The sequence below is a fragment of the Sphingomonas sp. Root241 genome (genome assembly GCF_001428865.1).
In the GTDB taxonomy this organism is placed as follows: domain Bacteria; phylum Pseudomonadota; class Alphaproteobacteria; order Sphingomonadales; family Sphingomonadaceae; genus Sphingomonas.
Genome location: NZ_LMIV01000004.1, coordinates 218,487 through 242,934 on the forward strand (window position 1 = coordinate 218,487; position 24,448 = coordinate 242,934).

33 protein-coding genes, 1 other RNA gene and 1 pseudogene are annotated in these 24,448 nt (G+C 66.0%); 20 read left to right on the plus strand and 15 right to left on the minus strand.

Annotation, left to right across the window (positions count from 1 at the left end; genetic code table 11):
- Positions 1 to 9: 9 nt before the first annotated feature.
- The 11 genes from ASE13_RS18180 (at position 10) to ASE13_RS18225 (ending at position 8,036) form a co-directional block, all read left to right on the plus strand.
- Positions 10 to 249 carry a hypothetical protein gene (locus ASE13_RS18180; RefSeq protein ID WP_056619574.1) on the plus strand — a complete coding sequence of 80 codons (240 nt, stop codon included), beginning with the start codon at positions 10 to 12 and terminating at the stop codon, positions 247 to 249.
- 137 nt (positions 250 to 386) lie between these two features.
- Positions 387 to 2,705: a chemotaxis protein CheA gene (locus ASE13_RS18185; RefSeq protein ID WP_056619577.1), complete on the plus strand. Its 2,319-nt coding sequence runs from the start codon at positions 387 to 389 to the stop codon at positions 2,703 to 2,705.
- The gene (locus ASE13_RS18190; RefSeq protein ID WP_056619579.1) at positions 2,705 to 3,133 is read left to right on the plus strand and encodes a chemotaxis protein CheW; all 429 of its coding nucleotides are present in this window, start codon (positions 2,705 to 2,707) and stop codon (positions 3,131 to 3,133) included. The genes ASE13_RS18185 and ASE13_RS18190 overlap by 1 nt, the downstream gene beginning before the upstream one ends.
- Positions 3,134 to 3,213: 80 nt before the next feature.
- Positions 3,214 to 3,579 carry a response regulator gene (locus ASE13_RS18195; RefSeq protein ID WP_056619580.1) on the plus strand — a complete coding sequence of 122 codons (366 nt, stop codon included), beginning with the start codon at positions 3,214 to 3,216 and terminating at the stop codon, positions 3,577 to 3,579.
- Between the two features lie 75 nt (positions 3,580 to 3,654).
- Positions 3,655 to 4,671, plus strand: coding sequence for a chemotaxis-specific protein-glutamate methyltransferase CheB (gene cheB, locus ASE13_RS18200; RefSeq protein ID WP_082597084.1), 1,017 nt, complete (start codon positions 3,655 to 3,657; stop codon positions 4,669 to 4,671).
- Positions 4,672 to 4,712: 41 nt separating this feature from the next.
- A complete protein-coding gene (locus ASE13_RS18205; RefSeq protein WP_056619583.1) occupies positions 4,713 to 5,531 on the plus strand; it encodes a CheR family methyltransferase in 819 nt (272 codons plus the stop codon).
- A 42-nt stretch (positions 5,532 to 5,573) separates the two neighbouring features.
- On the plus strand, positions 5,574 to 6,275 hold the full coding sequence (locus ASE13_RS18210; RefSeq protein ID WP_056619584.1) for an N-acetylmuramoyl-L-alanine amidase: 702 nt from the start codon (positions 5,574 to 5,576) through the stop codon (positions 6,273 to 6,275).
- Between the two features lie 97 nt (positions 6,276 to 6,372).
- Positions 6,373 to 6,702, plus strand: coding sequence for a hypothetical protein (locus tag ASE13_RS18215; protein WP_156404977.1), 330 nt, complete (start codon positions 6,373 to 6,375; stop codon positions 6,700 to 6,702).
- A gap of 38 nt (positions 6,703 to 6,740) precedes the next feature.
- Positions 6,741 to 7,121, plus strand: an RNA gene (gene rnpB / locus ASE13_RS19055) — RNase P RNA component class A.
- Positions 7,122 to 7,206: 85 nt separating this feature from the next.
- Positions 7,207 to 7,743, plus strand: a complete 537-nt coding sequence (locus ASE13_RS18220; protein WP_056619588.1) for a J domain-containing protein — start codon at positions 7,207 to 7,209, stop codon at positions 7,741 to 7,743.
- Positions 7,740 to 8,036 (plus strand): hypothetical protein, encoded by a 297-nt coding sequence (locus ASE13_RS18225; protein WP_056619590.1) that lies wholly within the window; start codon positions 7,740 to 7,742, stop codon positions 8,034 to 8,036. The genes ASE13_RS18220 and ASE13_RS18225 overlap by 4 nt, the downstream gene beginning before the upstream one ends.
- A 134-nt stretch (positions 8,037 to 8,170) precedes the next feature.
- Here ASE13_RS18225 and ASE13_RS18230 read toward each other — a convergent pair whose 3' ends face one another.
- From ASE13_RS18230 to pspA, 10 genes are read right to left on the minus strand one after another with little or no spacing between them, the layout of a single operon-like run.
- The gene (locus ASE13_RS18230) at positions 8,171 to 8,578 is read right to left on the minus strand and encodes a SufE family protein (protein WP_056619593.1); all 408 of its coding nucleotides are present in this window, start codon (positions 8,576 to 8,578) and stop codon (positions 8,171 to 8,173) included.
- Between the two features lie 25 nt (positions 8,579 to 8,603).
- Complete coding sequence (locus ASE13_RS18235) at positions 8,604 to 8,855, minus strand: hypothetical protein (protein ID WP_056619597.1); 252 nt, start codon at positions 8,853 to 8,855, stop codon at positions 8,604 to 8,606.
- Positions 8,856 to 8,870: 15 nt separating this feature from the next.
- Entirely contained in the window at positions 8,871 to 9,140 is a 270-nt protein-coding gene (locus ASE13_RS18240) for a hypothetical protein (RefSeq protein WP_056619600.1), read from the minus strand.
- Between the two features lie 23 nt (positions 9,141 to 9,163).
- Positions 9,164 to 9,292 (minus strand): hypothetical protein, encoded by a 129-nt coding sequence (locus tag ASE13_RS20370; RefSeq protein ID WP_268801310.1) that lies wholly within the window; start codon positions 9,290 to 9,292, stop codon positions 9,164 to 9,166.
- A 42-nt stretch (positions 9,293 to 9,334) separates the two neighbouring features.
- Complete coding sequence (locus tag ASE13_RS18245; RefSeq protein WP_056619604.1) at positions 9,335 to 9,601, minus strand: hypothetical protein; 267 nt, start codon at positions 9,599 to 9,601, stop codon at positions 9,335 to 9,337.
- Between the two features lie 10 nt (positions 9,602 to 9,611).
- Entirely contained in the window at positions 9,612 to 9,932 is a 321-nt protein-coding gene (locus tag ASE13_RS18250; RefSeq protein ID WP_414885560.1) for a hypothetical protein, read from the minus strand.
- Positions 9,933 to 9,957: 25 nt separating this feature from the next.
- Positions 9,958 to 10,254: a hypothetical protein gene (locus ASE13_RS18255; RefSeq protein ID WP_156404978.1), complete on the minus strand. Its 297-nt coding sequence runs from the start codon at positions 10,252 to 10,254 to the stop codon at positions 9,958 to 9,960.
- A gap of 27 nt (positions 10,255 to 10,281) precedes the next feature.
- Complete coding sequence (gene pspC / locus ASE13_RS18260) at positions 10,282 to 10,659, minus strand: envelope stress response membrane protein PspC (RefSeq protein ID WP_056619612.1); 378 nt, start codon at positions 10,657 to 10,659, stop codon at positions 10,282 to 10,284.
- A 1-nt stretch (position 10,660) separates the two neighbouring features.
- The gene (gene pspB / locus ASE13_RS18265; RefSeq protein ID WP_025560079.1) at positions 10,661 to 10,933 is read right to left on the minus strand and encodes an envelope stress response membrane protein PspB; all 273 of its coding nucleotides are present in this window, start codon (positions 10,931 to 10,933) and stop codon (positions 10,661 to 10,663) included.
- A gap of 3 nt (positions 10,934 to 10,936) precedes the next feature.
- The gene (pspA, locus tag ASE13_RS18270; RefSeq protein WP_056619615.1) at positions 10,937 to 11,605 is read right to left on the minus strand and encodes a phage shock protein PspA; all 669 of its coding nucleotides are present in this window, start codon (positions 11,603 to 11,605) and stop codon (positions 10,937 to 10,939) included.
- A 389-nt stretch (positions 11,606 to 11,994) separates the two neighbouring features.
- Here pspA and pspF point away from each other — a divergent pair, with 389 nt between their 5' ends.
- A complete protein-coding gene (gene pspF, locus ASE13_RS18275; protein WP_056619618.1) occupies positions 11,995 to 13,029 on the plus strand; it encodes a phage shock protein operon transcriptional activator in 1,035 nt (344 codons plus the stop codon).
- A 164-nt stretch (positions 13,030 to 13,193) separates the two neighbouring features.
- On the opposite strand, the gene ASE13_RS18280 is transcribed toward pspF, so the two are convergent.
- Complete coding sequence (locus tag ASE13_RS18280; RefSeq protein ID WP_056620149.1) at positions 13,194 to 13,757, minus strand: urate hydroxylase PuuD; 564 nt, start codon at positions 13,755 to 13,757, stop codon at positions 13,194 to 13,196.
- Positions 13,758 to 13,938: 181 nt separating this feature from the next.
- On the opposite strand from ASE13_RS18280, the gene ASE13_RS18285 reads away from it, so the two are divergent.
- Positions 13,939 to 14,559 carry a superoxide dismutase gene (locus ASE13_RS18285; protein WP_056619621.1) on the plus strand — a complete coding sequence of 207 codons (621 nt, stop codon included), beginning with the start codon at positions 13,939 to 13,941 and terminating at the stop codon, positions 14,557 to 14,559.
- Between the two features lie 161 nt (positions 14,560 to 14,720).
- Here the strand turns inward: ASE13_RS18285 and ASE13_RS18290 are convergent, their stop codons facing one another.
- From ASE13_RS18290 to mtaB, 3 genes are all read right to left on the minus strand, one after another.
- Positions 14,721 to 15,344, minus strand: coding sequence for an inner membrane-spanning protein YciB (locus ASE13_RS18290; protein ID WP_056619624.1), 624 nt, complete (start codon positions 15,342 to 15,344; stop codon positions 14,721 to 14,723).
- A gap of 90 nt (positions 15,345 to 15,434) precedes the next feature.
- Complete coding sequence (gene ftsY / locus ASE13_RS18295; RefSeq protein WP_056619627.1) at positions 15,435 to 16,388, minus strand: signal recognition particle-docking protein FtsY; 954 nt, start codon at positions 16,386 to 16,388, stop codon at positions 15,435 to 15,437.
- Positions 16,385 to 17,608, minus strand: a complete 1,224-nt coding sequence (mtaB, locus tag ASE13_RS18300; RefSeq protein WP_056619630.1) for a tRNA (N(6)-L-threonylcarbamoyladenosine(37)-C(2))-methylthiotransferase MtaB — start codon at positions 17,606 to 17,608, stop codon at positions 16,385 to 16,387. Before mtaB ends, ftsY begins: the two co-directional genes overlap by 4 nt.
- On the opposite strand from mtaB, the gene ASE13_RS18305 reads away from it, so the two are divergent.
- Positions 17,608 to 18,186, plus strand: coding sequence for a DUF924 family protein (locus tag ASE13_RS18305; RefSeq protein WP_235537046.1), 579 nt, complete (start codon positions 17,608 to 17,610; stop codon positions 18,184 to 18,186). The two genes, mtaB and ASE13_RS18305, sit on opposite strands and share 1 nt — an antisense overlap.
- A 94-nt stretch (positions 18,187 to 18,280) precedes the next feature.
- Here the strand turns inward: ASE13_RS18305 and ASE13_RS18310 are convergent, their stop codons facing one another.
- Positions 18,281 to 19,879, minus strand: a complete 1,599-nt coding sequence (locus tag ASE13_RS18310) for a putative bifunctional diguanylate cyclase/phosphodiesterase (RefSeq protein WP_235537047.1) — start codon at positions 19,877 to 19,879, stop codon at positions 18,281 to 18,283.
- A 292-nt stretch (positions 19,880 to 20,171) separates the two neighbouring features.
- Here ASE13_RS18310 and ffh point away from each other — a divergent pair, with 292 nt between their 5' ends.
- From ffh to ASE13_RS18335, 6 genes and pseudogenes are all read left to right on the plus strand, one after another.
- On the plus strand, positions 20,172 to 21,659 hold the full coding sequence (ffh, locus tag ASE13_RS18315) for a signal recognition particle protein (protein ID WP_056619637.1): 1,488 nt from the start codon (positions 20,172 to 20,174) through the stop codon (positions 21,657 to 21,659).
- Positions 21,660 to 21,689: 30 nt separating this feature from the next.
- A pseudogene (rpsP, locus tag ASE13_RS18320) lies at positions 21,690 to 22,166 on the plus strand (30S ribosomal protein S16); the annotation flags it as partial.
- A 201-nt stretch (positions 22,167 to 22,367) separates the two neighbouring features.
- Positions 22,368 to 22,517: a hypothetical protein gene (locus ASE13_RS19985; protein ID WP_156404979.1), complete on the plus strand. Its 150-nt coding sequence runs from the start codon at positions 22,368 to 22,370 to the stop codon at positions 22,515 to 22,517.
- 108 nt (positions 22,518 to 22,625) lie between these two features.
- Positions 22,626 to 23,099: a ribosome maturation factor RimM gene (rimM, locus tag ASE13_RS18325; RefSeq protein ID WP_056619643.1), complete on the plus strand. Its 474-nt coding sequence runs from the start codon at positions 22,626 to 22,628 to the stop codon at positions 23,097 to 23,099.
- Entirely contained in the window at positions 23,096 to 23,818 is a 723-nt protein-coding gene (locus tag ASE13_RS18330) for a metallophosphoesterase family protein (RefSeq protein WP_056619646.1), read from the plus strand. The genes rimM and ASE13_RS18330 overlap by 4 nt, the downstream gene beginning before the upstream one ends.
- 49 nt (positions 23,819 to 23,867) lie before the next feature.
- Entirely contained in the window at positions 23,868 to 24,443 is a 576-nt protein-coding gene (locus tag ASE13_RS18335; protein ID WP_056620155.1) for a glycine-rich domain-containing protein, read from the plus strand.
- Positions 24,444 to 24,448 lie beyond the last annotated feature (5 nt).

Below are 24,448 nucleotides of genomic sequence, written 5' to 3' on the forward strand. Positions count from 1 at the left end.
AGGAAAACCATGACCACCAAGCCGCCGGTACCCGCCGAGAACCAGTCTCCTTATCCGATCGAGGAGCCTCCGCACGATCACAGTCACGATAACGAGACCGTGGCGGCGGTGCGCGAGATCGCTGCGGCCAAGGCGCGTCGCGCGCGCAGCGCACGCCAGCTCGGCATCGGTGCTGCCGTCGGCATCGGATCGGCCGCGATCGTCGCGGGCCTGCTGTTCTGGCGGGGGAACCGCAGGGACGGAAAATAAGGGCGCACCCGACGCGAACATGTCGATGGGCGGATCGCTGGAACACGATCACGCCGGGACCTCCGCTCCTCGCCGCCTAAACGCCCTTTTAACCACCACTGGCCCACAACGGCCCCGCAAATTTGCTCCGGGGCCCCATGGACGACCTGATTCAGGAATTCATCGCCGAGACGCGCGAGACGCTCGAGGCGCTTTCGGGCGAGATCGTCGCGTGGGAAGCGCAGCCTGCGGACCGCGCGCGGCTCGATGCGATCTTCCGCTTCGTGCACACCGTCAAGGGAAGTTGCGGCTTCCTCGATCTCCCGCGTCTGGGTCGGCTGAGCCACGCCGCCGAGGACGTTCTCGCGCAGGTCCGCGAGGGCGTGCGCACGCCGGATCGGCTGCTGGTCAACGCCGTGCTCGCGATCGTGGACCGGATCGGCGAACTGGTCGAGGCGATCGATTCGGGGGCAGCGCTGGATGATACCGGTGACGAACTTCTGATCGCCGCGCTGGCCGAAGGCGCCGAGGAGATCGCACAGACGAGTATGCCCGGGCTGCACCGTGCTGCGGCGCGCAGCGTCCGGCTCAACGTCGATCTGCTCGACCGGATGATGTCGGGCATGTCGGACATGGTGCTGGCGCGCAACGAGCTGGCGCGGCGGCTGCGCGGCGGCGACATCGATCCGACGATCGAGGCGGCGCTCGAGCGGCTCTCGCTCACCGTCGGCGAGATGCGCGACACCGTGACGCGCACGCGCATGCAGAAGATCGACGCCTTGTTCTCGGCATTGCCGCGGATGGTGCGCGACACCGCCGCGGGGCTTGGCAAATCGGTGCTGCTCCAAGTCGAGGGATCGGACGTCGAGCTCGACCGCGAGATGATCGAGATGATGCGCGATCCCCTGGTCCACATCATCCGCAATTCGATCGACCACGGCATCGAGGCGCCGGTGGAGCGCCGCGCTCTCGGCAAACGCGAAAACGGCCGGCTGGTTGTCTCTGCGCGTCAGTCGGGCAACCAGATCATCATCGAGATTACCGACGACGGCCGCGGAATCGACACCGAAAAGCTGATCCGCAAGCTCGTTGCCAATGGCCGCGACGAGGCTAGGCTGCGCGCGCTTCCGGAGCGGGCGAAGCTCGATCTCGTCTTCGAGCCGGGACTCTCGAGCAAGGACGAGGTCAGCGAAGTCTCGGGCCGCGGCGTGGGGATGGACATCGTCCGCGCCTCGATCGAGCAGATCGGCGGTCGGGTCGATCTCGACAGCACGCCGGGCAAGGGGCTGCGGCTCGCGATCCACGTGCCGCTGACCCTGTCGATCATCTCGGCGATCGTGGTCGGTGCGGGCGGGCAGCGTTTCGCGATCTCGAGACAGGCGATCGAGGAGATCGTCACCGATCATGGCGACGCCATCCGGATCGACACGATCGGCGGCGCGGAAGTGCTCAGCGTGCGCGGGCGGCGGATGCCGTTGCTCAACCTGTGCGAAGTGCTCGGGCTGACGCGCGTCACGCATAGCGGGCCGCGGATGATCTCGATCGTCAACATCGGCGAAGGCAGCTACGCGCTCGCCGCCGACATGGTGCTCGACAATGAGGAGCTGGTGATCAAGCCGGCATCGCCGGCGGTGATGTCGACCGGAGTCTATGCAGGGCAGACCTTGCCCGATTCAGGGCTGCCGATGCTGCTGCTCGACTGCACGGGTATCGCCAATGTCGCGGGGCTCGATTTCAGCCGCGACGACGAACAGGTTCAGGACGACGAGAAAGTGGCCGATGCGGAAGCGGGCATTCCGGCCTTGCTGTTCATCGACCTCGACGGCGCACGCCGCGCGGTGCCGCTGGCAGCGGTCGACCGCGTCGAGCAGGTTGATGGCGACAGCGTGCGCTTCGCCGCGGGCCGTTTCCGCGTGACCATCGACGAACGCATCCTGCCGCTCGCGTCGCAGGGCGAGATCGAAGGCCGCGCCAAGCTCAACGTGCTGCGCCTCAAGGACGGCGCCAACGAAGTCAGCTATGCGATCGAGGAGGCGCTCGACATCATCCGCCTGCCCGACGATCTGGTCCCTGCGCGCGAGCCCGGGCCGATCGCGGGCGTGGCGCTGATCGACGGCGAGCAGGTCGAGTTGCTCGATATCCTCTGGGTGTTCGACGAACATGCCGATCGCGACAGCGAGGCGCATGCCCCGCTCTGCCTGATCGCCGGCGACAAGGACGGCTGGATGGCATCGTTCGTGCGGCCGCTGCTCGAGACCGCGGGCTATCGCGTCGTCGCGCAGCTTGGCCAGGGCGAGATCCCCGCAGTGGTGCTCTCCACGGATGAAGCGTCGGCGGAACTCGCCGCCAAGGCGCCGGTGGTGCGGCTGCGCAGCCGCCGCGCGGCGGCGGGCGCGGGCGACGACAGCGTCTATCGTTACGATCGCGCGGGGCTGCTCTCCGCGCTCGAGGCCCGTGTGGCTGGGAAGCGCCGCTGATGACTCATCTCTATCTCATCGCGCAGGTGGCCGGTCGTGCCGTGGCGATCGATTCCGACCAGGTCGAATCGGTGGTCGATATCGGCGAAGTCACGCAGGTGCCGTTGGCATCGCGGCATATCCGCGGACTGGCGGCGCTGCGCAGCCGGGTCGTGACCGTGGTCGATACGCACACCGCATTGGGGCTCGACAGCGCCAGCCAGGCGAAGCGGGCGGTGATTACCCTTGTCGAGGGCCATCACTACGCACTGCTGGTCGACGCACTCGACGACGTCGCGCCGTTCGAATTGCTGCCGCTCGCCGGGGGCGTCGCGCTCGATGCCGCGTGGCGACGCGCCGGTCGCGGCATCGTCGAACGCGACGGCGAACCCATCCTCGCGATCGACCTCGCATCTTTGGTCCCGGGTTATTCCGGGGCGCTCAACTGATTTTGTTCGATTAACGCGACGCTTACGTCTGTTGCCGCACTATGATGGAACAGACGCCTGCTATCGGGGAACGGGGAAACATGAAGACTTGTCTTGTCGTCGACGACTCCAAGGTGATCCGCAAGGTCGCGCGGCACATCCTCGAGACGCTCGATTTTGAAGTTCGCGAGGCCGGTGACGGCCGCGAGGCGCTGGATTCGTGCATCGCGACGCCGCCGGACGTGGTTCTGCTCGACTGGAACATGCCGGTGATGAGCGGGATGGACTTCCTGCGCGCGCTGAAGGATTCGGGGCTGGCGACGCGTCCCAAGGTGGTGTTCTGCACCACCGAGAACGGCATGGCCTATATCCGCGCGGCGATCGAAGCCGGCGCGGACGAATATGTCATGAAGCCGTTCGATCGCGAGACGCTGGAGAGCAAGCTGCAGATCGTCGGCGTCGCCTGAACCCCGGAAACGGAAGTGGCCGTCGCACTCAGCTCGATACTGCCTGATACGCGTGGGCCCGTTCCTCCGGCGCAGGTGCTGATCGTCGACGATTCTGTCGTCGCGCGATCGGTGCTCGGCCGGATGGTGGACGGCACGCGGCACTTCCGCGTGGCGGCGGCGCTGAGCGACGTCGCCGCGGCACTCGATTATCTCCAGACTCGCCGCGTCGACATCATCCTGCTCGACATCGACATGCCCGGCATCGACGGGCTGACGGCGCTGCCCGACGTGATCGCGGCAGGCAAGGGCGCCCGCGTCCTGATCGTCTCCTCCTCCGCGGACGAAGGCGCGGCAGTGACGGTGCAGGCGCTCGCGCTGGGCGCGGCCGACACGCTGGTGAAGCCCGGGATCGGCTCGTTCGGGGGGCGCTTCGCCGAAGTGCTCGAAGAGCGACTGTCGCGGCTGATAGAGGCGCATACCGATTCACCGCCGGTGCCGAATTCGACCACCAGCTTCGGGCCGGTGGCGACGCCTCATGATTTCGATATCGTCGCGATCGGCGCTTCGACCGGCGGCATTCATGCGCTCAGTCAATTCCTGCGCGCCATCCCCGCGAGCTTCCAGACCCCGATCCTGGTGACGCAGCATCTTCCGATCTCGTTCATGGGCTATTTCGCCGCGCAGCTCGCGGTGCTCGGCAGCCGGCCTTGCGAAGTGGCGAGCGATCGCATGCGGATACGGCCGGGCCGGATCATCGTCGCACCCGGCGATGCGCATATGCGCGTGGCGAAGATGTCCGATGGCTGGTCGGTGCGGCTGACCGACGAGAAGTCGCTGAGCGGCTGCATGCCTTCGGTCGATCCGATGTTCGAATCGCTCGCCGAGGTGTTTGGCAAGCGCGCGCTCGCAGTGGTGCTCAGCGGCATGGGGCGCGACGGCGCGGAGGGCGCCAAGCGGCTGGTCGAAGTGGGGGCGAAGATACTGGTGCAGGATCGCGCAAGTTCGGTGATCTGGGGGATGCCGGGCGCAGTGGCCAATGCCGGCCTTGCGAGCGCGGTGTTGCCGCCCGACGAGCTCGGCCGGCTCGTGGCGTGGCAGGGGAGGGCATGATGCACTTCCCGGCATCGACATCGATCGCCTCATCGGGGGCGATGAACCTGATTTCGGCGCTGCTCGAACAGCGCACGGGACAGCAGATCGCGGCAAATCGCGCGTGGCGGATCGAGACCGCGCTCAAGCCTCTGCTGCGCGAGAGGGGACTCGCGTCGCTGGACGAGCTGGTCGCCCAGCTCGTCGCGACGCGGACAGGGGATTTGGGGGATCAAGTCGTGGATGCGCTGTTGAACCAGGAGACGAGCTTCTTCCGCGATGCGGCAGTGCTCGACATGATCGCCGATGCGACAAAGGCGATGCAGGCCGAGATCGGGCGCAAGGCTCGCATCTGGTCGTCCGGCTGCTCGACCGGGCAGGAGCCGTTGAGCCTCGCGATGCTGTTCGACGAGCGCGGCATGGGCGAAGGCACGAACGCGCCCGAGATCGTCGCCACCGATATCTCGCCCGCGGCGCTAACCCGCGCGCGCGCGGGCCATTATTCGCAGTTCGAGATCCAGCGCGGGCTTCCGGTGCGGCGGATGATGACGTGGTTTGACAGCAACGGCGGCGATTGGGCCGCTAAGCCCGAGCTGCTCCGCCGCATCCAGTTCCGCCAGCACAATCTCACCGCGGACGCGCCGCCGCCGGGCAAGTTCGATGTCGTGCTGTGCCGCAACGTCTTGCTCTATTTCTCGCAGGAAGTGCGCCGCGAGGTGTTCGCGATCCTCGCTTCGGCGATCCGGCCGGGCGGGCTGCTCGTGCTCGGCGCCGGCGAAACGGTGATCGGGCTTACCGACCGGTTCCGGCCGTGCGAGCAGTATCGCGGCTTCTACCGCGCCATCGACTCCGCGCCGGTGAAACGCGCCGCTTTCGGCTGACCCCTTGCGGCGAGCGCATCCGCGCTCGTACGGTCGGCGGCGATGACCAGCGGCCTATATATCATCGACGCACCGTCGCCCAATTTCGATGCGCGCGAGCTGCCCGTGTCGATGATCGTGCTCCATTATACCGGAATGGAGACCGCGCAGGCGGCGATCGACCGGTTGCGCGATCCCGAAGCCAAGGTCTCGGCGCATTATCTGGTCGACGAGGACGGGCGGATCCTGCGGCTGGTCGATGAGCGCCACCGCGCTTGGCACGCCGGCCGCTCGCACTGGCGCGGGGTGAGCGATGTCAACTCGGCCTCGATCGGGATCGAGATCGTCAATCCCGGGCACGAATTCGGCTACCAGCCCTTCACCGATGCCCAGATGAGCACGCTGATCCCGCTCGTCGCCGACATCAAGGAACGCCACGCCATCACCCGCGGCAACGTCGTCGGCCATTCGGACGTCGCCCCGGCGCGCAAGCAGGATCCGGGCGAATTGTTCAACTGGCACGCGCTGGCGCGGCTCCGGCTGGCGCTGCCGCGGCCGACGAAGAACCTGGTCGACCCCGGCTGGCCCGATGCCGGGTTCATGCTCGCGCTCGAACGCTTCGGCTATGACGTGAACGACACCGAAGCCGCGGTGACGGCGTTCCAGCGGCGTTTCCGCCCCGAATTGATCGACGGCGAGATCGACATGGAGTGCCGCTGCATCCTGCTCGCATTGCTGCTGCCCAAGCCGCAGGGAGAGGAATAAAACCTGCACGAAAAAGAAGGTTCGCGCGGCGTTCACTTTCTTCGGACATTCCATAGCAGCCAACTCGTCCTATCAGGCAAGGTCGGAGGCAGAACGAATGCTCAACGGTAGCGGAATGACGCGGATGGGCCCGGTACAGGTACGGCTCAGCGGCGTGATCAAGGTCGACGAGAACGACAAGGAAATCCCCGCGGTCAACACGCCGACGGTCGCGGAGGCGACGGCGTTGCTCGATCGCACCGCGCGCGTGAACGGCGCCGATGGGGTGATCGGCGTGGGTTCCGACTATCGCCGCATCGCGATCGGGCGCGGGCCGCTTTCGACGCAGACGCTGATCGCAGTGCAGGCGTGGGGCACCGCGGTGAAGAAGGCCGAGATCGCGGCCAGCGAATCCGACGTCTCGGCGGAGGAAGCCGACGAGGCATAGGCCTTGCGCGCCGCTCGCACGGCGCTAGAGCGGTTCCGCCAGAGGGTCGGGCGGCCGCGTCGATGCTTGCATCGCCGAGGAAAGTCCGGGCTCCACGGAACCACGGTGCCGGGTAACGCCCGGCGGGCCAGCTTGCTGGCTTAGGGAAAGTGCCACAGAGAGCAGACCGCCCACTGGTCCTTCGGGACTAAGGGCAAGGGTGAAAGGGTGCGGCAAGAGCGCACCGCGCGACCGGCAACGGAAGCGGCACGGCAAACCCCACCGGGAGCAAGACCGAATAGGGGCGGCACATGGGCCTGGTTCCGGCCCGTCGCCCGGGTTGGTTGCTTGAGCGGCGGAGCAATCCGTCGCCTAGAGGAATGGCCGCACATCGCGTTTCGGCGCGAGGACAGAACCCGGCTTATAGACCCTCTGGCATTTTAGAAATCTCCCGTCCCTTGCAGGGAGGGGAGAATTGAAGCCTCCGGCTAGCCTAATCGGGCGCGCGCCCCTATCTGGCCAGTCATGGCACGGGCAACGCGTTCATCCGACTGGGGCTTTCCACGCTGGCGCGCTTATGGCGCCGAGCGCGAGGCCGTGCAGGTGCGGCTGTGCGACCGGCATGGCTGCGAGGAACCGGGCGACCGGCCCGCGCCCAAATCGCCCAACAGCCCCGAGCGCTGGTATTTCTGCGAAACGCATGCCGGCGAGTACAACCGCAACTGGAACTACTTCGAGGGCCTGACCGCCGAGGAAGCGGCCAAGCGCGAAGCCGAGGAGCGGCGCGATGCCGGCGGCTTTGCGGAATCGAAGCATAATAGCTGGGCAGGGCCGGGCGACGGCAGCCGCTCGCGCGACGAGATTCGCGCGCTCGAAGTGCTCGATCTCGAAGTCGACGCCGATTTCGAAGCGGTGCGCATGGCGTGGCGCCGGCTCGCCAAATCCAACCATCCCGATGTGAAGCCGGGCGATGCCGAAGCGGCCAAGCGCTTCCAGGCGATCCAGGCGGCCTATGACGTGCTCAAGGTCGCCGAAGAGCGCCGGACGTGGAAGCCCGATTGAAGACCGGCATTCGTTCCAACTGGTCCAATGCCGTTCTCGTCTGCGCGAAATGCTCGAAGAAGCTGGGGGGCGGATTCGGTCCGAAGGGCAGGACGCCGCTCGCCAAGGCGCTTCGGAAGCACCTCGGGCTCAAGAAGGGGCGCAAGGGCGCGGCCGGGATCGTCGAAGTGAAGTGCCTCGGCGTGTGCCCGCGCGGCGCGGTGACGGTGGTGAATGGTGCGCAATCGCGGGACTGGCTGCTGGTGCGCGAGGGGGCGGATCTCGATACAGTGGCGGGGGAATTGGGGCTCTGAAATTCCTCCCTCGCGAAGCGGGGGAGGGGGACCACGAAGTGGTGGAGGGGGCTTCTCCGCGAGCGGTTCGCGTGCGGCCAAGCCCCTCCGTCGCCTTCGGCGCCACCTCCCCCGCTTCGCGAGGGAGGAATGGGTCAGGCCGCGTAACGCTGCGCGGTGTCGCGGATCAGGGCGATCATGTTGGGGATTCCCTGGGTCCGGTTCGAGCTGAGCTGGTTGCGCAGGTCGAAGGGGGCGAGGGCGGCTTCCACGTCGGTGGCGAGGATGTCCGCCGGTGCGCGGTCCTGCACCGTGAGCAACACGAGGGCGATGATTCCCTTGGTGATCGCCGCATTCGAATCGGCGAGGAAGTGGAGCGTGCCGTCATCGCGGCGGGTGGGATAGACCCACACGGCTGCCGAGCAACCGCGGACGAGGGTGGCGTCGGTCTTGAGGGGTTCGGGCATCGGCTCGAGTGACCGGCCCAGATCGATCAGCAGGCGGTAGCGATCGTCGGCGTCGAGGAATTCATATTCGTCACGGAGGTCGGCCAGGCTGGTCATGGCCGATCCGCTAGCCGGGTGGACCCTAGAGGTCCACCCCGGCGGCGATCGCCTCGAGCTTGCGGATGCGCTCCTTGAGGTCGGCGATCTCGATCCGCGAGGCTGCGGAAGGCATTGCCGGCTCTGGCTGCGATGCGGATGCGCGGTGCTCGACGAGTTCCTGGCGCTTGAGTGCCAGCCAGCCGCGCCAGCCCGACAGTCCCGCCGCAGTGACCATCGCGAGGCCGGCGAGGCCCGAGACGGAGAGCGCGATGTAGAGATTGGGATCGACGGTCATTTCATGTCTCCCTGATCAGGGGTTCTTGTCCCGCAGCGCTTCGATCTCGCGGTCGAGACGCAGGCTGCTGGCTTCACTGTCGGTAATGACCCGTTCGAGGACCTGGACGCGATCCTTGAGGGCGCGGACCTCGTCGCGGAGCTTCGCGGCATCGGCGGATGCCGTGTCGTTGCCGCGGAAGATCTCGTTGCCGTGCTTGTCCTTGTGGATGCCGTAGCGTGCCTTGAGGACGCTGCCGATCGTGACGATGACGATGATCGCGACAACCATTTCGAACGGGTTCATCCCATTTACTCCCTTGCGGCGCCTCAGGCGCCCTGTTGCTGCTGTTCCCGGGCCAGCTTTTCCGCGCGGCGGACGGGGCGGTCCCGGGCTTCGGCGAGGGCAATAGCTCCCCCGCACAGTGCCGTCAGCACTGCGAACACGACGATAATCATTTTACTGGTCCTCGGATTTGGCTGCGCCTTGGCGCAGCGGGGTTAGTTGAGCGGCGCTTCGCGCAGCTTTTCGATTTCATCCGCGACGGCGATGCCGCGGTCGGTGACGATGCGTTCGAGAACCCGGACCCTCTGCTCGAGCCGCTCGGTCTGGGCCGCATATTGCGCGGCCTTCTCGGCGACCATCTGCGCCTCGATCTCCATCTGGCGCTCCTTGAGCTTGAACCAGGGCCTGACGAACACGCCGCCGATGATGGCCAGCAGCCCGCAGGAGATGCCGAGGATCGGGATAAGCAGGGGGTTGATCATCGAAGCCTCCTCAATTGCTCTTGGTGCGCAGCTGTTCGATCTCGCGATCGAGGCTGTGCGAACTGTCGGTGACGATGCGCTCGACATTCGCCAGCCGATCCTTGACCGAGCCGAGCTCGGCGCGGAGCTGGGCATTCTCCTGGCTGATCAGCCGAATGCGTTCGACCATCTCGTCGTTCTTCTGCGGGTAGATCGCCTTGCCCCAGCTGTTTTCCAGCGGGTAGCCGTTCTTGATCCTGAGCCAGGTGGTGAAGATCCACCCCGCAATCCCGAAGGCTCCCAGCAGCAGCGCGCCGCCGACGATCCAGGGAAGGTTGTTCATCACGATCATCTCATTCATGTCGATGGTCCTTCCCTCAGCGCAGCGAGTCGATTTCGCGAGCGACGCGCTCGGCGGGGTCGGTGGCGATCCGTTCGAGGACGGCGATCCGCTCCTCGAGCCGGCTGATCTGGCCGGTCAGCCGCTCATTCTCGGTGGAGAGCAGGGCGATCTTGCGATCGGCCTCCAGATCACCGGCGGGCTGGCCGCGGCGGCTCCGGCGGCTCTCCTCCAGCGGGTAGCCGTGCTTGGCGCGGACCCAGGTCTGGAAGGCCTTGGATGCCATGACCGCCGCGACGATCAGCACCGGTACCAGCCAACTCAACTCCCTCATGTTCTTGCTCCCTTTGTCAGCCCCGCCTCAGCGCAGGCTGTCGATCTCGTCGGCGAGCCGGGTGTTGCGGCTCGTATAGTACATCTCGATGTCGGCGAGCCGGCGATCGATGTCGCGGAAGGTCGAGCGGACCTGGGCGGTCGAGCGGCTCGGGTTCGAGCGCACGCCCTGCCAGAACTTCTCTTCCTCGGGTCCCTGATAGAGGCCGGCCGGCTTGCTCGGCGCGAGCCATGCGATCAGGAAGTAGACGAAGATCGACGTGCCGCTGGTCGCAAAGGCGAGGAAGACCATCCCCACCCGGAGCCAGATCGCCTCGATGCCGGTGTAATCGGCGAGGCCCGAGCAGACTCCGAGAACCTTGGCATTCTGCTTGTCGAGATAGAATTTGGTGCGTGTACCGGACATCTCAGTTCCTCCGCGAGATATCGAAGGGGCTCGGTTCCTGGCGCGAGGCCGATACCGGGCGGAAATCGGGGTTGTCGGCGGCGATGATGCGTTCGACGGTGAGCAGGCGCTCCTCGAGCTGGCGAGCCGTGTAGTAGAGCTCGTCGAGGAGCTTCTCGTCCTCGCCGGTGATCGTCGCTGCCGTCTTCCACCGGGTGATATAGTGCATGATCACCCAGGGAAGGCCGACGAACAGGATCCCGACGATGACGATGGGCAGGAATACCTCTTCCATCGCTTACGCTCCCTTGGCCAGCCGTGCCTTCAGCGCTTCGAGCTCGGCATCGACCTTCTCGGACGAGCGCAGCTCGGCGATTTCCTCCTCGAGCGTCTTGGGGACGCCGCCCAGGCCTGCCGCATCGGCGCGGCCTTCGGCGAAGTCGACCCGGCGTTCGAGGACATCGAAGCGCGAGAACGCGTCGTGCATCTTCGAGCCGTTGGTGATCTCGCGCAGGCGGGTGCGGTTGTTGGCGCTCTCCAGCCGGGCGACGATCGAGTTCTGGCGAACCCGCGCCTCGCGCAGCTTGTTCTGGAGCTTGGTGATGTCCTCCTCGGAGCCCTTCAGGGCCTCGTCGAGCACGCCGATCTCGGTGCTGAGCTGCTCGACCATGTCGGAAGCCTTCTGCTTCTCGACCAGAGCGGCCTTGGCGAGATCCTCGCGGCCCTTGGAGAGCGCCAGCTCGGCCTTCTCGGTCCAGCTCTCCTGGAGCTTTTCGAGCTTGGCGATGTGGCGGCGCATTTCCTTCTGGTCGGCGATGGTGCGGGCTGCCGAGGCACGAACCTCGACCAAGGTCTCTTCCATCTCGAGGATGATCATGCGGATCATCTTGGCCGGGTCTTCAGCCTTGTCGAGAAGGTCGGTGACGTTGGCGGCGATGATGTCGCGGGTTCGTGAGAAAATACCCATTCTAACACTCCTTCGTATTGGGACCGCCGGGAGGAACTAGGGGGAGACCCTCCCGGCGGGGTTCCGCTCACCAGGGCAGGTGGAGCGGGGAGACTAAGTGGTGCCTCAGGCGATCGCCGGACCCACCGCACCGGCCATCAGGACGGCGCTGGCGAGGAAGGCGATGGTGACTGCGACAAAGGCGTTGCGGACATTGGCTGCTTCGTAGGTCATGATCTTGTTCCCTGAACCTGGTGTTTTCGTGGCCCGTTACCGAGCTTGCCAACATCTTTGCAGGAGGCGTGCCAATTGCTCGAAACCGCAGAATTCCGCCATTTTTGCTATTCATATGGCATTCAGCCCCAACTTAGGACTTGCCAAGAGTTGGGAAAATTCGCCAAAGGTTTGGCATGGAGCGCGCAACCCAGGTAATCGGCCAATCGGGGGCCTTTCTCGATGCCCTCGAGCGGGCCAGCCGCGCCGCTGCGCTCGACCGCCCGGTGCTCGTCATCGGCGAGCGCGGGACCGGCAAGGAGCTGGTCGCCGAGCGCCTCCACCGGCTGAGCCCGCGCTGGGACCAGCCGCTGATCGTGATGAACTGCGCGGCGCTTCCCGAGACGCTGATCGAGGCCGAATTGTTCGGGCACGAGTCCGGCGCGTTCACCGGCGCGACCAAGGCGCGCGCCGGGCGCTTCGAGGAGGCGCATCGGGGCACATTGTTCCTCGACGAGCTCGGCACGCTGTCGATGGCGGCGCAGGAGCGGCTGCTGCGCGCAGTCGAATATGGCGAAGTCACGCGGATCGGCTCGTCGCGGCCGCTCAACGTCGACGTCCGCATCGTCGCGGCAACCAACGAGCATCTGCCCGACAAGGTCGACAAGGGAACCTTCCGCGCCGACTTGCTCGATCGATTGTCGTTCGAAGTGGTCACCTTGCCGCCGTTGCGCGCGCGGCGGGGAGATATCGAAGTGCTCGCCGAATTCTTCGGGCGGCGCATGGCGTCGGAGATCGGGCTGGCCGACTGGCCGGGCTGGGGCCCGAACGCGCTCGATGCGCTGCTGACCTATGACTGGCCGGGCAATGTCCGCGAGCTGCGCAACGTGGTGGAGCGCGCGGTCTATCGCTGGGAGCGCGAGGGGCCGGTGGATTCGATCGAGATCGATCCGTTCAAGTCGCCGTTCCGGCCGCGGACCGCAGTTGCGGCGCAGGCCCCGGCCCCTGTCGAAGCGGCGCCGGCCCCGGTGGCCGAAGCCGAGCCGGTGGCGGCGTTCGACGGCGGGACCGACTTCAAATCGCGGGTGAATGCGTTCGAGCGGCAAGTGCTGTCGCGTGCGCTGGCCGAGCATCGCTTCAACCAGCGCTCGACGGCCGAGGCGCTGGGACTGACCTATGACCAGCTCCGCCACGCGCTCAAGCGGCATGAGCTGCTGGGAGCGGGGGGCTGACCATTCCTCCTGCTCCCCTCCCTGCAAGGGAGGGGCTGGGGGTGGGTGCGAGCGTAGCGAGCCCATCGGGCTGGGTGGAATGAAGAAAAGGCCGGGCATCGAGCCCGACCTCTTCTTCATTCCACCCCTTGCCCCTCCCTTGCAGGGAGGGGAATCTGCATCCCTCAATGATAATTCGTCATCGCCAGCAGCATCGGCAGCGAGAGCAGCACGTTCAGTCGTGAGGCGATCATCGCGGCCTTGGCGGCTTTCGCCTTGGTGGCGTCGTCGGCCTCGACCAGTCCGAGCGCCTTTTTCTGGTTGGGCCAGATGATGAACCAGACATTGGCCGCCATCACCAGCGCCAGCCACATGCCGATGCCGATCAGCCGGGCGTTCTCGCGCAGCAGCAGGGCGTCTTCGAGCTCGCCATAGAGCCAGGCGAGGATCAGCCCGGTGACCACCGTCAGCAGCGCGGCGTAGCGGAAGAAGAACAGCGCCTTGGGCGCGATGAACTTCGATATGCCGGGTTTCAGCTCGGCCGGGATCTTCGGCATGGTCGGGATCTGGACGAAGTTGAAATAGTAAAGCAGCCCGATCCACGTGATCCCGAAGAAGACGTGGAGCCATTGGAACACGCCGTTCCACAAGCCCAGCGGCGGGTTGAAATAGGGCGCGAACATCAGCCCGATCGCCAGCACGAGGCTGACCGCGAGCACCGCGTGCAGATTGCCGAAAAACTTGTCCATGTGGCTGCTCCCCTTGTTTGCGACGCCGATTGCCCCCGGCGCCGCGCACGACAGCTTATGATCGGAATTTTCGTTTGTCACACGCAATGAAATTTGCGGGACAGGATGGGATTTTCGGGGCTAGGGGGACCGCTTCCCGCCGCGGTTCGTTGGGCGGGTGAACCGAACACGGAGTATCCCCATGGCTTTCGAACTTCCCGCGCTGCCCTATGACAAGGGTGCGCTCGCCCCGCACATGTCGGCGGAGACGCTCGAATTCCACCACGGCAAGCATCACAAGGCCTATGTCGACAAGACCAACGGCTTCGTGACCGAAAAGGGCCTCGACGGCCTGAAGCTGTCCGAGGTCATCCAGAAGGCCAAGGAAACCGGCGACAAGGGCCTGTTCAACAACTCCGCCCAGGTGTGGAACCACAGTTTCTTCTGGCAGTGCCTCTCCCCCGAGAAGCAGGCGCCGACCGGCAAGCTCGCCGATCTGATCAACGACGGCTTCGGTTCGGCCGAGGCGCTGGTGAAGCAGCTGGTGACCGAATCGACCAACCATTTCGCCAGCGGCTGGGGCTGGCTGGTGCTCGACGGCGGCAAGCTCAAGGTGACTTCGCTGCACGACGCCGACACGCCCGTGGTGTATGACGGCATGCTGCCGCTGCTGACCATCGACGTGTGGGAACACGCTTATTACGTCGATTATCGCAATGCGCGCCCGGCCTATCTCGATGCCGTTTCGGCAAACCTGATCAACTGGGAATTCGTCGCGCAGAACCTCGACGGAGCAGGCGTCAGCCGCGCCGATCAGGGCTGATCGCCAACGGACGAATAAGAAAGGGCGCCGGACCGGGTCCGGCGCCCTTTTTGATTCGAATTGAACCCGTCATCCCGGCGAAAGCCGGGATCCAGAGCCAAATGCCGCGTCGTCTGTGACTCTGGGCCTCGGCCTTCGCCGGGGTGACGGTTGGTTGTCGCTCAGCCTTCCGGAGGCAGCGGCGTATCCTCGGGCTTCTCCAGCTGGAGGCCGTGCTTGAGCAGCATCGGGATGTTGAGCATCGCGAAGACCAGGGTCATCGGGATCACCGCCCAGGTCTTGAAGGTGACCCACTGGTCCCAGGTCAGCACCTGGCGCATGACCTCGTTGAGCACTGCCATCGCGAGAAAGAAGCCGGTCCAGTTGATCGTCAGCAGCCGCCAGCCCTTGGCGGACAATCCCGGATAGGCGGTCTCCAGCAGCATCTGGAGCAGCGGCTTCCTGGTGATCAGGCCATAGCCCAGGATCACCGCGAACATCGTGTAGACGATCGTCGGCTTCATCTGGATGAAGGCTTCGTTGTGGAAATAGATGGTGAGCGCGCCGAACGGCAGCACCAGGGCAGCGGTGATCCACAGCATCGGCGAGATGTGCTTCGCCTTCCACCATGAGAGTAGCATCGCGGCCACCATCGCCGCCATGAACGCACCGGTCGCGGCGATGACCCGCTGGATCTGGAGGCCGGGAGCATAGGCGTTGACGAGGAAGAACACCGCGAGCGGACCGAAATCGATCAGCATGCGCAGGCCCGGCGAAGGGGCAGGGCGGGGAGTGGACTGGTTCATATTTGCTTCCGTTCGCCCTGAGCTTGTCGAAGGGCCGTCCTTCTGCTCGCCGGGAATAAAGGGGTAAAGCGGGCCTTCGACAACCCTGGATCAGGTCCGGGGCGAACGGGGAGAGGTGAGTTCCTCCACCCCCGCGATGATGCGCGCCACTTCGTTGGCGTCGAACGGGCGCAGGTCGTCGACCTTTTCGCCCACTCCGATCGCGTGGATGGGGAGGCCGTATTTCTCGGCGGCGGCCACCAGGACACCCCCTCGCGCGGTGCCGTCCAATTTGGTCATGACGAGGCCGGTGACGCCGGCGACTTCCTTGAACACTTCGATCTGGCTGAGCGCGTTCTGGCCCGTGGTAGCGTCGAGGACGAGGACGACGTCGTGCGGCGAGGCCGGGTTGAGCCGGCCGAGCACGCGGCGGATCTTGGCGAGCTCGTCCATCAGCTCGCGCTTGTTCTGGAGCCGGCCGGCGGTGTCGACGATCAGCACGTCGATGCCGGTCGCAGTCGCCTGCTTGACGGCTTCGAAGACGATGCCGGCGGCGTCGCCGCCCTCGGGGCCGGTGACGATCGGCACGCCGATCCGCTCGGCCCAGGTCTTGAGCTGGCCGATCGCGGCGGCGCGGAAGGTGTCGCCCGCGGCGAGCATCACGCCGTAGTCCTGCTCGATCAGCAGGTTGGCGAGCTTGGCGATGGTGGTGGTCTTGCCGCTGCCGTTGACGCCGATGACGAGGATCACCTGCGGGCGCGGAAACGCCTCGATCTCGAGATGCTTCGCGACGGGTGCGAGCGCCTTCTCGATCTCCTCGGCGACGACGAGGCGGATGCCGAGCTCTTCCATGTTGCGCTCATATTGGCCCTCGGCGAGGCGGGCGCGGACGCGCGCGGCGGTGGCGGGGCCGAGATCGGAGGCGATCAGCGCCTCCTCGATATCGTCGAGCGTCGCTTCGTCGAGCCGCGCGCCGGAGAGGCCGGCGAGGTTGCCGAGCAGTCGATCCGAAGTCTTCTTGAAGCCGCCGAGCAGCCGATCGTGCCACGAGGGAGTGGTGCTCATGCGATCAGCTTTCCGTCCTGCACGGCCTTGATGGTCACGGTCACGATGTCTCCAACTTGCGCATGCGGCATGCGGACTTCGGCGAAATTGCCGGCATGGCCGCGATCGCCGGGGCGCTCTACCAGCACTTGCTGCGCGCTGCCTATCAGGCTTTGCAGCCAGCGCGAACGGCGCGTCGCGGCGGCTTCGCGAAGACGGGCGGCGCGGGCCTTGACGATCTCGGGTGCGACTTGCGGCATGCGCGCGGCGGGGGTGCCGGCGCGGGGGCTGTAGGGGAAGATGTGGGGGTGAACCACGTCGCAGTCTTCGAGCAATGCGAGGGTATTGGCGAACATCGCCTCGTCTTCCGTGGGGAATCCGGCGATCAGATCGGCACCGATGGCGATTTCGGGGCGCGCGGCCTTGAGGCGTTCGGTCAATGCGATGCTCTCGGCACGATTGTGGCGGCGCTTCATCCGCTTGAGGATCATGTCGTCGCCGGCTTGCAGGGAGAGGTGGACGTGCGGCTGGAGGCGCGGCTCCTGCGTGAGCAAGGCGAACAGGCGATCGTCGATTTCTACGCCGTCGAGCGAGGAAAGACGCAGCCGGTGGAGTTGGGGGACATGCGTCAGGATGCGCTCGACCAACTGGCCCAGGCTGGGCGCGCCGGGAAGGTCGGGGCCGTAGCTGGTCAGGTCGACTCCGGTGAGCACGATTTCGGCATGGTTTTCGGCCAGCGCGGCGATGCGGTCGATCACCGCGCCGGCAGGCACCGAACGGCTATTGCCGCGGCCATAGGGTATCACGCAGAAAGTGCAGCGATGATCGCAGCCATTCTGCACCTCAACAAACGCCCGGGCGTGGGTGGAGAAGCTTGCGGCGAGGTGCGGAGCGGTTTCGCGGATGGCCATGATGTCCTGGACCAGCACCGCATCACGTGCCTGCCAGGCTTCCGACGAGAGCTTCTCGGCATTGCCGATGACGCGATTCACTTCGGGCATCGCCGCGAAGCCGGCGGGGTCGATCTGCGCCGCGCAACCCGTGACGACGAGTTCGGCGTCGGGCTGTTCGCGCCGGGCGCGGCGGATCGCCTGGCGGGTCTGCTTGACCGCTTCGTTGGTGACCGCGCAGCTGTTCACCACGATCGTGTCTCGCCCCGTCAGCAGCGCACGGATCGACTCTCCCTCGGCAAGGTTGAGGCGGCAACCCATATTGATGATCTGAGGAGAGGAGATCGGCATTGGCGAGCGATCTAGAGTCGACGGCGTCGGAAGTCCACGTGATGGCCGAGGAAGTGCTCGGCTTCTGGTTCGAGGGGCTGATGCCCGAGCAATGGTTCGCGAAATCCGACGAGCTCGATCGGGAGATCGGCGCGCGCTTCGAAAGCCTGCGCCGCGAGGTGCTGGAGAGCAGTGCCGCGGGCTGGCGCGACGACCCGCGGACGTTGCTCGCCGCTGTGATCCTGCTCGATCAGTTCAGTCGCAACGTGCATCGCGGCACGCCCGAAGCCTTCGCCGCCGATCCGCTCGCGCAGGAATTGGCGAGCCTCGCGGTCGAGCGCGGCTGGGACCGCGACATGACGCCGGAGCAGCGTCAGTTCCTCTATCTGCCGTTCGAACATGCGGAGAGCCGCGCGCTGCAGGCGGTGAGCCTAAGCTGCTACGAGGCGCTGGGACTGGAGGAAGCGCTCGAATATGCACGGCAGCACGCCGAGGTGATCGCGCGCTACGGGCGGTTCCCGAGCCGCAATGCAGCATTGGGGCGCGAGTCGACGGCGGAGGAGGTTGCGTATCTGGCCAAGCCGGGGGCGGGATGGTGAAGCACCTTCACCTTATCGTCACCCCGGCGAAGGCCGGGGTCTCGTGCCGTTTCCCGCTCGCCGCCCGAGATCCCGGCCTTCGCCGGGATGACGGTCAGCCTACGAGGCGTTGGTCGGTGACTGCCACAGGCGCTTCTAATTGACTCGAATGGCGGAGCAGGCGGCGCTCGGCGAGCAGTCGGCGGACGCCCGCGATCGAAAGCGGCTTGCCGTAATGCCAGCCCTGCGCTTTGGCGCAGCCGAGCGCGCGGAGCCGTTCCTCGATGGCCGCATCCTCGACGCCCTCGGCGGTGATCGGCAGGTTGAGGCTGTCGCCGAGGCTGATGATCGCATTGACGATCGCCGCAGAGTCCGCGCTCTGATTCAGGGACATGATGAAGCTCTTGTCGATCTTGATGCGATCAAAGGGCAATGCGCGCAGGTGGGCGAGCGATGAATAGCCGGTGCCGAAATCGTCGAGCGCGAGCTGGACACCCTGATTTTTGAGGCTGCCGACGATCGACTGCGCCAGGGCGAGATTGTCGAACAATGCGCTCTCGGTGATCTCGACCTCGAGACGATTGGCGGGGAAGCCGGTCTCAGTGAGCACCTTGATCACCTTCTGCGCCAGCCACGCGTCGCGCAGCTGCCAGGGCGAGATGTTGATCGAGACGCTGAGCGAGGGATCCCAGTCGCGCGCCGCGAGGAACGCTTGCCGCATGATCGACAGCGAGAGCTCGCCGATCATGCCGGTTTCCTCGGCGATCGGGATGAACAATTCGGGGCTGATCGTGCCGCGCGTCGAATGCTCCCAGCGCGCGAGCACCTCGAAGCCGTACAGGCGGCCGGTCGAAAGATCGATCTGCTGCTCGAAATAGGGGACGATTTCCTGCCGCGGGATAGCGAGGCGGAGGCCCGATTCGAGATCGTTGCGAGTCTGCAGCTCGCGCTCCATCGACTGATCGAACCAGGCGAAGCGGTTCCGGCCGGCCTTCTTGGCCTGATACATCGCGATGTCGGCGGCACGCATCAGCGCATCGATGCCCGCGCAATCGAAGTCCGAGCGCGCGATGCCGAGCGAGCAGCTGATGTGGAGGCGCAGACCTTCGGCCTCGAACGGTTGGGCCATGCGGCTGATCAGTTTCTCCGCGATGCGCTCGACGGTCGAGGGTTCGTCGGCGTCGAACAGGAACCCGCAGGCGAATTCGTCGCCGCCCAGCCGCGCGGTGAGCGCGATCGGCGGCATGAAATGCGCGATCTCGCTGGCGACGGCACGGAGCAGCGCGTCGCCCACGGCATGGCCGTGCATATCGTTGATCGTCTTGAAGTGATCGAGATCGAGCATCACCAGCGCCATTGCCTTGCGGCGGCGCTGGGCGCGGACGAACATCGCCGCGCCTTCCTCCGCGAGGCTGCGGCGGTTGAGGAATCCGGTCAGCGGATCGCGACTGGCGAGCTGCTGAGCGCGTTCCTCGGCGGCGGCGCGGATCTGGAGCTCACGGTGTAGCGCGGAGTGACGGCGCCAGCCGAACAGGATCAGCGCTACATTGAGCAGGAGTGCGATCACCAGCGGCTGGGCCGGCGGCTCGGCGCCCTGGAGATAATGCTGCAGCGACTGCGACAGCACCGCGCTGCCGATGCCCACGAACAGCAGGATTGCAGCGACGCTGATCGCGCCCGTGACCACGCTGGTGCGCGGAGCGTGGCCTTGCATCATGTCTTCCTCGAAATCTCGCGACATGGTCGACGCACGCCCCCTAAACGATAACGCTTGTTTTGGCCGTTGAGGGTGTAGATCGGGTTAAACACGGAGCTTTCCGAAACCTTACCGCGGCGCGAGGTGCGAGGTTGCGCTCCGCGCCATCTGCCGCTATGTGCGCGTCCGACCGTTCCCGTGGGACGCGAACATTGTGCACCCCAAGGGGTGACGCCGGCCGACGAGGTTTCGTCCGCCGGCGTGTTTTGCGTTTGGGGGCGGGTGTCAACTTCGGAGTGAACTTGGTCTCATGTTCGATAGTCTGAGCGAACGGCTGGGCGGCGTCTTCGAGCGCCTGCGCGGGCGTGGCGCGCTCAACGAAAGCGATGTCCGCACCGCGATGCGCGAAGTGCGGATCGCGCTGCTGGAGGCCGACGTCGCGCTTCCGGTGGCGCGCGACTTCGTCGAGAAGGTGACCGAGCAGGCGATCGGCCACCAGGTGCTGCGTTCGGTCACTCCGGGCCAGCAGGTCGTCAAGATCGTCCACGACGCGCTGATCGACATGCTCGGCAGCGACACGTCCGAGCTCGAGCTCGGCGTCACGCCGCCGGCGGTGATCATGCTGGTCGGCCTGCAGGGCTCGGGCAAGACCACGACCACCGCCAAGCTGGCGAAGCTGCTCAGCAAGACCCAGGGCAAGAAGGTGATGATGGCGTCGCTCGACGTCAATCGCCCGGCCGCGCAGGAACAGCTCGCGGTGCTCGGCACCCAGACCGAAGTGGCGACGCTGCCGATCGTCGCGGGCCAGACCCCGGTCGAGATCGCCAAGCGCGCGCTCTCCTCGGCGAAGCTGCAGGGCTTCGACGTGCTGATGCTCGACACCGCGGGCCGCCTCCACGTCGATCAGGCGCTGATGGACGAGATGAAGGCGGTGGCGGACATCGCCAATCCGGCCGAAATCCTGCTCGTCGTCGACAGCCTGACCGGCCAGGACGCCGTCAACGTCGCGTCCAGCTTCTCGGCGCAGGTGCCGCTCACCGGCGTGATCCTGACCCGCATGGACGGCGATGCCCGCGGCGGCGCGGCGCTGTCGATGCGCGCGGTGACCGGCAAGCCGATCAAGTTCGCCGGCATGGGCGAGAAGCTCGACGCGATCGAGCCGTTCCATCCCAAGCGCGTCGCCGGCCGCATCCTCGGCATGGGCGACGTCGTGTCGCTGGTCGAGCGGGCCGCCGAGTCGATCCAGCAGGAAGACGCCGAGCGGATGGCGGGCCGGCTCGCCAAGGGCCAGTTCGACATGAACGACCTGCGCAGCCAGCTCCAGCAGATGCGCCGGATGGGCGGACTGGGCGCGCTCGCCGGGATGATCCCCGGCATGAAGAAGGCGCAGGCGGCGATGGCGTCGGGCGCGGTCGACGAGAAGATCCTGCTCCGCATGGACGCGATGATCGGATCGATGACACCGAAGGAGCGCGCCAAGCCGGAACTGCTCAACGCCAAGCGCAAGATCCGCGTCGCCAAGGGCAGCGGCACGACCGTCCAGGACGTCAACAAGCTCATGAAGATGCATCAGGAGATGCAGACGGCAATGAAGCGGCTGAAGAAGATGGGCGGCCTGAAAGGCATGCTGGGGATGCTCGGCAAGGGCGGCCCCGGCGGCGGGATGGGCGGCGTCGGCAACGCGCTCGGCGGGCCCGAAATGGGCGAGATGATGGGCAAGATGGGCGGCGGCCTTCCCGGGCTCCCCGGCGGCGCCAACCTCCCGCCAGGTTTCGAAAATTTCCTGAAAAAGAAGTAATTTAACTCAAGATTGTAAGAAGGAATAACAATGGCACTCTCTATGCGTCTCTCGCGCGGCGGTTCGAAGAAGCGTCCGTATTACCGGATCGTGATCGCCGACGCGCGCAGCCCGCGCGACGGCAAGTTCATCGAGAAGATCGGCACCTACAACCCGCTGCTCGCCAAGGATTCGCCCGAGCGTATCAAGCTCGACGGTGATCGCGCCAAGCATTGGCTGAGCGTCGGCGCGCAGCCGACCGACCGCGTCGCCCGCTTCCTCGACGTCATCGGCGTCAAGGAGCGTGCCGCCAAGAACAACCCGAACAAGGGCAAGCCGGGCGAGAAGGCCGTCGAGCGCGCCGAGGAGCGTGCCGAGAAGGCCAAGGCCGCTGAAGAGGCTGCTGCCGAGGCAGCCGCAGCGCCGGCTCCTGAGCCGGTCGCTGAAGAGCCCGCCGCTGAGGAAGTTGCTCCGGCCGCCGAGGAAGCCGTTGTCGAGGCTCCTGCTGCTGAAGTGACCGAGGAAGCTGCTCCGGCCGCTGAGGAAGCCGTTGCCGAGGCTCCCGCTGCCGAAGTGACCGAAGAAGCCGCGCCTGTCGCCGAGGAGGCTCCGACCGAAGAGGCAGCTGCCGAGGCTCCGGCCGAAGCCGCCGAAGAAAAGTCGGAAGGCTGAGGCACTTGCGGGCCATCATGCGTTTGTCCGGGCGAACCATGTCCAGAGGAGCGCAGGATGGCCAGCAAACCCGATACCGGTCCGGACACCGAGGATCGTGAGAACCCGGGAAGCAACCAGACCAACCCCGCGGGCGCATCCACCGATGCGCCTGCGGAAGGTGGCGACGATGCGCCGCCGCAGCAGCCGGGCTCCCCTGAGGGGTGAGCCTGGCCGCCCGCCAAAATATCGTCACCCCGGCGAAAGCCGGGGTCCAGGGCTGCAAGCGTGCGGCCTGAAGCATGAGGTCCCGGCTTTCGCCGGGATGACGGTTTTATGAGCGACCGCCCCGTCACGCTCGCCGCCGTCATCGGCGCGCACGGCATTGCCGGCGAAGTCCGCCTGAAGGTCTTCGCCGACGATCTCGCCAGCTATAAGAGCTTCAACAACGGCGCGCTGACGCTCAAGAACCTGCGCACCGGATCGAACGGCGCGATCGCCCGCTTCGCCGAAGTGGCCGACCGCAACGCCGCCGAGGCGCTGCGCGGCACCCAGCTGACCGTCCCCCGTTCGGCGCTGCCGCCGCTCGAGGAGGGCGAATATTATCATGTCGACCTGCTCGGGCTTCCCGCGGTCTCCGATGCCGGGGACGCGCTGGGCAAGGTCGTCGCGATCGACAATTATGGCGCGGGTGACGTGCTCGAGATCGAGCGTCCGGACGGTAAGCGCTTCATGGTGCCGATGCAGCCCGAGGCGGTACCCGAATGGGATGCCGAACGGCTGGTGGTCCATAGCGGGTTCGCCGAATGAACCGCATCGCGGTTCTCTCCGATATCCACGGTAATTTGCCCGCGCTCGAAGCGGTTGTCGCCGACGCGGAGGCGCGGGGCTGTTCGCGCTTCCTGAACCTCGGCGATATCCTGTCCGGGCCGCTCTGGCCGGCCGAGACAGCGGACTATCTGATGGCGCGCGACTGGCCGACGATCGCGGGCAATCACGAGCGGCAATTGCTCCATATTCCGCCTGCGCGGATGAACGATTCCGATGCGTTCACCTGGTCGCGTCTGTCGGAAGCGCAACTCCGCTGGCTGGACGCGCTGCCGGCGACGCTGGCGTTGGAGTCGCTGTTCCTGTGCCACGGAACGCCCGGCAGCGACCTGGAGCATTTCCTCGAAACCCTAGAGCAGGACCGGCTGCGGCGTGCCACGGAGGCCGAAGTCGCGAACCGGCTGGGCGATCGGGTGGAGCCGCTGACACTCTGCGGCCATTCGCATATCGCCGGGCTGTCGCGGCTGGCGGATGGGCGGCGCGTCGCCAATCCGGGCAGCGTCGGGCTGCAGGGATATCTTGACGATCACCCGCATTCCTATGTCGTCGAAGGCGAGGATGCGCGGGCGCGCTATGCGATCGTCGAAGCGACCGAAATCACGTTCCATGCGGTAGAATATGATCACGCCGCTGCCGCTGCGAAGGCCGGGCGCGAGGGGCGGGACGACTGGGCACGGGCGCTGGCCACAGGGAAGCCGTGAGCGGAGTTTCGCTTGCCTCTGAATACCTACAATGCTAATGTATATTCAGATGCGAAAGGCCCCTGGTCTTACCGCTGAAGCTCCGGACCACCCCATCTGGTCTGCGCTCTCCCGTTACACCATCGGTCCCGAAGACGCGGCGCTGAGCTTTGCCGAACGGCTGGCGCGCGAGAATGGCTGGAGCCGCGCCGAGGCGGAGCGCGTGATCGAGGAGTATAAGCGCTTCTGCTTCCTGGCGGCCACGGTCGATCATCCGGTCACGCCTTCGGATCAGGTCGATCAGGCATGGCACCTGCACCTCACCTATAGCCGCGATTATTGGGAGCGCTTCTGCCCGGTGCTGGGGCGGCCGCTCCATCACGGCCCGACCGCCGGCGGCGCGGACGAGCAGCACCGTTATTTCACGCAATATGCCGAGACGCTGCGCAGTTACGAGCGCGTCTTCGGCTCCCCGCCCGCGGATCTGTGGCCCGACGCGGCGCGGCGGCTGAACGAGGACCACAAAGCGCGCCGCGTGCACCCGCGCGACGCGATCATCGTACCCCGAAAGGCGATCCGGGCGGCATTGTTGCTTGCGACAGTGCTGGCCGTGCTCGTGCTCGGGGTTCTCTTGCTGAGGAGCTAGACTTT

Bases quoted from the DNA above. Each gene is read 5' to 3' on its own strand.
- ASE13_RS18330 (WP_056619646.1), top strand. From the start codon at position 23,096: ATGAACCGCATCGCGGTTCTCTCCGATATCCACGGTAATTTGCCCGCG.
- ASE13_RS18185 (WP_056619577.1), top strand. From the start codon at position 387: ATGGACGACCTGATTCAGGAATTCATCGCCGAGACGCGCGAGACGCTC.
- mtaB (WP_056619630.1), bottom strand. From the start codon at position 17,608: ATGCCGATCTCCTCTCCTCAGATCATCAATATGGGTTGCCGCCTCAAC.
- pspC (WP_056619612.1), bottom strand. From the start codon at position 10,659: ATGTCCGGTACACGCACCAAATTCTATCTCGACAAGCAGAATGCCAAG.
- ASE13_RS18190 (WP_056619579.1), top strand. From the start codon at position 2,705: ATGACTCATCTCTATCTCATCGCGCAGGTGGCCGGTCGTGCCGTGGCG.
- ASE13_RS19985 (WP_156404979.1), top strand. From the start codon at position 22,368: ATGGCCAGCAAACCCGATACCGGTCCGGACACCGAGGATCGTGAGAAC.
- ASE13_RS18255 (WP_156404978.1), bottom strand. From the start codon at position 10,254: ATGAGGGAGTTGAGTTGGCTGGTACCGGTGCTGATCGTCGCGGCGGTC.
- ASE13_RS18250 (WP_414885560.1), bottom strand. From the start codon at position 9,932: ATGATCGTGATGAACAACCTTCCCTGGATCGTCGGCGGCGCGCTGCTG.
- ASE13_RS18285 (WP_056619621.1), top strand. From the start codon at position 13,939: ATGGCTTTCGAACTTCCCGCGCTGCCCTATGACAAGGGTGCGCTCGCC.
- pspA (WP_056619615.1), bottom strand. From the start codon at position 11,605: ATGGGTATTTTCTCACGAACCCGCGACATCATCGCCGCCAACGTCACC.
- ASE13_RS18220 (WP_056619588.1), top strand. From the start codon at position 7,207: ATGGCACGGGCAACGCGTTCATCCGACTGGGGCTTTCCACGCTGGCGC.
- ASE13_RS18310 (WP_235537047.1), bottom strand. From the start codon at position 19,879: ATGCAAGGCCACGCTCCGCGCACCAGCGTGGTCACGGGCGCGATCAGC.
- ASE13_RS18215 (WP_156404977.1), top strand. From the start codon at position 6,373: ATGCTCAACGGTAGCGGAATGACGCGGATGGGCCCGGTACAGGTACGG.
- pspB (WP_025560079.1), bottom strand. From the start codon at position 10,933: ATGGAAGAGGTATTCCTGCCCATCGTCATCGTCGGGATCCTGTTCGTC.
- ASE13_RS18335 (WP_056620155.1), top strand. From the start codon at position 23,868: ATGCGAAAGGCCCCTGGTCTTACCGCTGAAGCTCCGGACCACCCCATC.
- ASE13_RS18240 (WP_056619600.1), bottom strand. From the start codon at position 9,140: ATGAACCCGTTCGAAATGGTTGTCGCGATCATCGTCATCGTCACGATC.
- pspF (WP_056619618.1), top strand. From the start codon at position 11,995: ATGGAGCGCGCAACCCAGGTAATCGGCCAATCGGGGGCCTTTCTCGAT.
- ASE13_RS18290 (WP_056619624.1), bottom strand. From the start codon at position 15,344: ATGAACCAGTCCACTCCCCGCCCTGCCCCTTCGCCGGGCCTGCGCATG.
- ASE13_RS18245 (WP_056619604.1), bottom strand. From the start codon at position 9,601: ATGATCAACCCCCTGCTTATCCCGATCCTCGGCATCTCCTGCGGGCTG.
- ASE13_RS18205 (WP_056619583.1), top strand. From the start codon at position 4,713: ATGAACCTGATTTCGGCGCTGCTCGAACAGCGCACGGGACAGCAGATC.
- ffh (WP_056619637.1), top strand. From the start codon at position 20,172: ATGTTCGATAGTCTGAGCGAACGGCTGGGCGGCGTCTTCGAGCGCCTG.
- ASE13_RS18210 (WP_056619584.1), top strand. From the start codon at position 5,574: ATGACCAGCGGCCTATATATCATCGACGCACCGTCGCCCAATTTCGAT.
- ASE13_RS18280 (WP_056620149.1), bottom strand. From the start codon at position 13,757: ATGGACAAGTTTTTCGGCAATCTGCACGCGGTGCTCGCGGTCAGCCTC.
- ASE13_RS18230 (WP_056619593.1), bottom strand. From the start codon at position 8,578: ATGACCAGCCTGGCCGACCTCCGTGACGAATATGAATTCCTCGACGCC.
- ASE13_RS20370 (WP_268801310.1), bottom strand. From the start codon at position 9,292: ATGATTATCGTCGTGTTCGCAGTGCTGACGGCACTGTGCGGGGGAGCT.
- ASE13_RS18180 (WP_056619574.1), top strand. From the start codon at position 10: ATGACCACCAAGCCGCCGGTACCCGCCGAGAACCAGTCTCCTTATCCG.
- ASE13_RS18235 (WP_056619597.1), bottom strand. From the start codon at position 8,855: ATGACCGTCGATCCCAATCTCTACATCGCGCTCTCCGTCTCGGGCCTC.
- rimM (WP_056619643.1), top strand. From the start codon at position 22,626: ATGAGCGACCGCCCCGTCACGCTCGCCGCCGTCATCGGCGCGCACGGC.
- ASE13_RS18195 (WP_056619580.1), top strand. From the start codon at position 3,214: ATGAAGACTTGTCTTGTCGTCGACGACTCCAAGGTGATCCGCAAGGTC.
- ftsY (WP_056619627.1), bottom strand. From the start codon at position 16,388: ATGAGCACCACTCCCTCGTGGCACGATCGGCTGCTCGGCGGCTTCAAG.